This is a genomic window from Pseudomonas edaphica (assembly GCF_005863185.1).
Taxonomy (GTDB): domain Bacteria; phylum Pseudomonadota; class Gammaproteobacteria; order Pseudomonadales; family Pseudomonadaceae; genus Aquipseudomonas; species Aquipseudomonas edaphica.
The window spans coordinates 1-3,427 of sequence record NZ_VBVZ01000641.1 but is presented as its reverse complement, the minus strand read 5'-3'; the positions used below and the strand labels follow the sequence as shown (position 1 = coordinate 3,427).

The 3,427-nt window shown below is 62.3% G+C and carries 3 protein-coding genes and 1 pseudogene; all 4 read left to right on the top strand.

Features of this window, described 5'->3' with window-relative positions; translation table 11 throughout:
- Positions 1-363, top strand: a pseudogene (locus tag FEM54_RS28130) (acetyl-CoA carboxylase biotin carboxylase subunit); the annotation flags it as partial.
- 198 nt (positions 364-561) lie between these two features.
- Positions 562-1,440 carry a 50S ribosomal protein L11 methyltransferase gene (gene prmA, locus FEM54_RS28125; RefSeq protein ID WP_017136746.1) on the top strand — a complete coding sequence of 293 codons (879 nt, stop codon included), beginning with the start codon at positions 562-564 and terminating at the stop codon, positions 1,438-1,440.
- A gap of 30 nt (positions 1,441-1,470) precedes the next feature.
- Entirely contained in the window at positions 1,471-2,691 is a 1,221-nt protein-coding gene (locus FEM54_RS28120; RefSeq protein ID WP_138453813.1) for a DUF3426 domain-containing protein, read from the top strand.
- A 185-nt stretch (positions 2,692-2,876) separates the two neighbouring features.
- Positions 2,877-3,427 (top strand): tRNA dihydrouridine synthase (locus FEM54_RS28110; protein ID WP_171045924.1); only part of this gene is annotated, 551 nt, incomplete at its 3' end.

Sequence of the window (3,427 nt, the reverse complement as noted above, 5' to 3'; positions counted from 1 at the left end):
GTCAAGATCCACGGCCACTCCCTGGAGTGCCGGATCAACGCCGAAGACCCGAAAACCTTTATCCCAAGCCCTGGCCTGGTCAAGCATTTCCACGCGCCGGGCGGCAACGGCGTGCGTGTGGATTCACACCTGTACAGCGGCTACAAGGTTCCGTCCAACTACGACTCGCTGATCGGCAAGCTGATCACCTGGGGCGCCACCCGCGACGAGGCCATGGCCCGTATGCGCAATGCCCTGGACGAAATCGTGGTAGACGGCATCAAGACCAACATCCCGCTGCATCGGGATCTGGTACGCGATGAAGGCTTCTGCGAAGGTGGTGTGAACATTCACTACCTGGAACACAAGCTGGCCAACCAGTAAGTGCTCCACCCAACAAAGCCGCCTTCGGGCGGCTTTGTTGTTTGTGGGCCCGCAAGAACACCGCCGCCCCCATGTGTGCGGGCTTGTGTGGGAGCTGGCTCCCACACAAGCCAGCTCGCCACAAACTCGCCGCTCGCGTAAACTTGCGCGCTTTCGCGACCCAGCCGTCGCACACTCATTTTTTCAAAGGTGCCCGCCATGCCTTGGCTGCAAGTCCGTCTCGCCATCAGCCCAGAACAAGCCGAAACCTACGAAGACGCTTTCCTCGAAGTCGGCGCCGTGTCGGTGACCTTCATGGACGCCGAAGACCAGCCGATCTTCGAACCGGAACTCAATACCACGCCGCTGTGGTCCCACACCCATCTGCTGGCCCTGTTCGAAGACGGCACCGATGCCGCCGCCGTGCTGGCCCACATGGAACTGCTCACCGGCAGCCCGCTGCCCGAGCACCACAGCGAAGTGATCGAAGACCAGGATTGGGAACGCAGCTGGATGGACAACTTCCAGCCGATGCGTTTCGGCCAGCGCCTGTGGATCGTGCCAAGCTGGCACGCCGCGCCTGAGCCGAATGCCGTCAACTTGCTGCTGGACCCGGGCCTGGCGTTCGGCACCGGCACCCACCCTACCACCGCGCTGTGCCTGGAATGGCTGGACGGCCAGGACCTGAGCGACTGCAACGTGCTGGATTTCGGCTGCGGCTCAGGGATCCTGGCGATTGCCGCGCTGCTGCTGGGCGCCAAGGAAGCGGTCGGCACCGATATCGACGTGCAAGCCCTGGAAGCTTCCCGTGATAACGCCGGGCGCAATAACATTGCTGAAGGCAAATTCCCACTCTACCTGCCGGAAGATTTGCCCCAGGTGCAGGCCGATGTGCTGGTGGCCAATATCCTCGCCGGCCCGCTGGTGTCGTTGGCGCCGCAGCTGTCGAGCCTGGTCAAGCCGGGCGGGCGCCTGGCGTTGTCGGGCATCCTCGCCGAGCAAGGCGAAGACGTGGCCGCTGCCTACGCCAAGGATTTCGAACTGGACCCGATCGCCAACCGTGATGGCTGGGTACGCATCAGTGGTCGTCGGCGCTAGAATGAGCGCTTGCCTGAATCGGATGGCCGCATGACCGACAGTTTCGTCACCCAGTGCCCACACTGCCAAGCCCGTTTTCGCGTCAGCCACGCACAACTGAGTGTGGCCCGCGGCGTGGTGCGCTGCGGCTCGTGCCTGCAAGTGTTCAACGCCGCTCGCCAGTTGCTGGAGCAGCGCGGCCAGGTGCCTGCGCCTGAGCAGCCGGCCGTTGCCGAGAAGGCCACTGAGCCGACCGCCGAGGCCCCACGGGCCATCAGCCAGAAGCAGTGGAACGCCGAAGAACTGGACCTGGACAACCTGGATCTGGACGAAGAACTGGCCAAGCTGGAGCGTCGTCAGGCACCCGCTGACCGTCGCCAGCCTGAAGATGCCCTGAGCGCTACGCGCGGCACTGCCAAGGCCGAAGAAGAACAGTGGGCCGCCAGCCTGTTCAGTGAACCGCCCGAGGAGCGCACCCCAGCGCCCGAGGACGAGCCAGAGCCAGAGCCAGAACCGGCCACTGCGACACGCCAGCGCACCGAACCCTCCATGTCGTTTCGCCTTGACGACATCGACGATGAACCGCCACTACGCTCGGCGCCCCACGTTGAAGATGACGATATCGACCCGCCGTTCACGCCCTTGACCCAGGCCCTGGACGAACCGGCCCCCGAAGATCGCCCGCAACCGCGTCGCAAGCGCACGCGCCCCGAGCCAAGTGTTCACGATGACGTACTCCAGGACCTGGAAGACGACCCGCTGCACCTTTACGCCCAAAAGCGCCCGTCCGGCTGGGGCCGCCGCCTGATCTGGATGCTGCTGGTGCTGATCGCCGCCGCAGGCCTTGCAGGCCAGTACATCGCGTATCAATTCGACGACCTGGCCCGCCAGGATGCCTACCGCCCATGGTTTCAGCAGCTATGCCCGTCACTGGGTTGCACGGTGCCGTCGCGGGTCGATATCGCCCATATCAAGAGCAGCAACCTGGTGGTGCGCAGCAACCCGGAGTTTGCCGGGGCGCTGGTGGTGGATGCGATCATCTATAACCGGGCGACGTTTTCCCAGCCCTTTCCGTTGCTGGAACTGCGTTTCGCCGACATGAACGGCAATCTGATCGCCAGTCGTCGCTTCAAACCCGGCGAATACCTGAGCGGCGAATTGGCCGGCGTCAGCGAAATGCCATCGCAGACACCGATCCACATCTCCCTGGATATCCTTGACCCAGGCAATAAAGCGGTGAATTACAGCCTGAGTTTTCACTCGCCCGAGTGAACCGGCGCAGGCTCTGAGGTTTGACGGCAAATTATTGACTTTGCGCTGCGCAACCAAACCGGCGGCGATAAAGAAATAACTGTTCAGATTTTATCCAATTCAGCCTTTATCCAGTCATCGAGAGCGGGTATCATGCCAACCCTTTTTCGAACTCTAATGATCCGGCCCCACAACAGGGAAGTCCTATGTCGGCGGTACGCATCGGCCCATACACATTGCAAAACGGCTTGATCCTCGCCCCGATGGCGGGCGTCACCGACCAGCCCTTTCGTCAGCTGTGCAAGCGTTTGGGCGCGGGTCTAGTAGTCTCTGAAATGGTCACCAGCGACATGAGCTTGTGGAACACCCGCAAATCGCGGATGCGCATGATCCACGAAGGTGATCCCGAGCCCCGCTCGGTGCAGATCGCCGGGGGTGATGCGCAAATGCTGGCAGATGCGGCCCGAGCCAACGTGGAGTTGGGCGCACAGATCATCGACATCAACATGGGCTGCCCGGCCAAGAAGGTCTGCAACAAGGCCGCCGGTTCCGCATTGTTGAAAGATGAGCAGTTGGTAGCCGAGATCCTGCAGGCCGTTGTCGCCGCAGTGGATGTGCCGGTCACCCTGAAGATTCGTACCGGCTGGGACCGGGACAACAAAAATGGCCTGACAGTGGCGAAGATCGCTGAACAGGCCGGGATTACAGCGCTGGCGGTGCATGGCCGCACCCGCGCCGACCTTTACACAGGTGAAGC

Bases quoted from the DNA above. Each gene is read 5' to 3' on its own strand.
- prmA (WP_017136746.1), top strand. From the start codon at position 562: ATGCCTTGGCTGCAAGTCCGTCTCGCCATCAGCCCAGAACAAGCCGAA.
- FEM54_RS28120 (WP_138453813.1), top strand. From the start codon at position 1,471: ATGACCGACAGTTTCGTCACCCAGTGCCCACACTGCCAAGCCCGTTTT.